Raw genomic sequence first — 1,629 nt, forward strand, 5'->3', positions numbered from 1 at the left:
GTTCGGACGTGGTGGGGACGTCGGCGGTGCTGGCGGCGGCGCTGGAGAAGACCGGTTTCGATCTGGTGATCGGTGGGATGGCGTCGACGGACGGCACGATGGGTGTGCTGCCGGCGCTGCTGGCGGAGCGGCTGGGTGTGCCGCAGGTGACGCTGTTGTCGGAGGTGTCGGTCGAGGGCGGTGTGGTCCGGGGCCGTCGTGACGGTGACGCGGCGACGGAGCTGGTGGAGGCGGCGCTGCCGGCGGTGGTGTCGGTGACGGACCAGTCGGGTGAGGCGCGGTACCCGTCGTTCAAGGGGATCATGGCGGCGAAGAAGAAGCCGGTCCAGTCGTTCGACCTGGACGATCTGGGGATCGACGCGGACGAGGTCGGTCTGGCGGGTTCGTGGACGGCGGTGGAGTCGGTGGCGGCGCGTCCGGCGCGGACCGCGGGCACGGTCGTCAAGGACGAGGGCGAGGGCGGCAGGCAGCTCGCCGGGTTCCTGTCCGGCCGGAAGTTCATCTGAGCCGGCCCCGCATTCCCGATTCCTCGACCTCTTGACCCTGCGAAACACGGAGACATTGAGCAATGGCTGAGATTCTCGTCCTGGTGGACCACGCGGACGGTGCGGTGCGCAAGCCGGCCCTGGAGCTGCTGACCCTGGCCCGCCGTATCGGTGAGCCGTCGGCGGTGGTGTTGGGCGCGGGTGAGGCGGCGGCCGGTATCGCGGCGAAGGCCGGCGAGTACGGTGCGGCGAAGGTGTATGTCGCGGACGGTGCGGAGTTCGCGGACCTGCTGGTGGTCCCGAAGGTGGATGCCCTGGCGCAGATCGCCAAGGCGAACGGTGTGGCGGCGGTGCTGGTGACGTCGTCGGGTGAGGGCAAGGAGGTCGCGGCGCGGGTGGCGCTGCGGCTGGGGTCGGGCATCATCACGGACGCGGTGGACCTGGAGGCGGGTGACGGCGGTCCGGTGGCGACGCAGTCGGTGTTCGCGGCGTCGTTCCAGGTGAAGTCGAAGGTCACCAAGGGCGCGCCGGTGATCACGGTGAAGCCGAACTCGGTGGCGCCGGAGGCCGTGGCGGCGGCGGGTGCGGTGGAGCGGGTGGCGGTGGAGTTCACCGGCAACGCGGCGCGGGTGACCTCGCGTACGCCGCGGGTGTCCAGTGGTCGTCCGGAGCTGACGGAGGCCGCGATCGTGGTCTCGGGTGGCCGTGGTGTGGGTGCGGCGGAGGGCTTCGGCGTGGTCGAGGAGCTGGCGGACGCGTTGGGTGCGGCCGTGGGTGCCTCGCGTGCCGCGGTCGACGCGGGCTGGTACCCGCACAGCAGCCAGGTCGGCCAGACCGGCAAGCAGGTCTCCCCCCAGCTGTACGTGGCCAACGGCATCTCGGGCGCCATCCAGCACCGGGCCGGTATGCAGACCTCGAAGACCATCGTGGCCGTCAACAAGGACCCGGAGGCCCCGATCTTCGAGCTGGTCGACTACGGCGTGGTCGGTGACCTCTTCGAGGTGCTGCCGCAGCTCACCGCCGAGGTGAAGGCCCGCAAGGCCTGATCCCCCGGAAGGTCCGGAGGGGGGGGGGCCCGGCACCCCGGGGGCCCCCCCCCCCCCACCCCCCGGCCCCGGCGGGCCCCCCGGCGGCCCCGGTTTGG

2 protein-coding genes are annotated in these 1,629 nt (G+C 72.2%); both read left to right on the forward strand.

The window, feature by feature from the left end; all coding sequences use genetic code 11:
• Positions 1–506: electron transfer flavoprotein subunit beta/FixA family protein (locus ACFQ6N_RS40680; protein WP_380659178.1), on the forward strand; the 506-nt coding region annotated here is incomplete at its 5' end.
• Between the two features lie 62 nt (positions 507–568).
• Positions 569–1,531, forward strand: coding sequence for an electron transfer flavoprotein subunit alpha/FixB family protein (locus ACFQ6N_RS40685; protein WP_380659179.1), 963 nt, complete (start codon positions 569–571; stop codon positions 1,529–1,531).
• The last annotated feature ends 98 nt before the right edge of the window (positions 1,532–1,629 follow it).

This window comes from Kitasatospora sp. NPDC056446, assembly GCF_042796115.1.
GTDB lineage: Bacteria > Actinomycetota > Actinomycetes > Streptomycetales > Streptomycetaceae > Kitasatospora.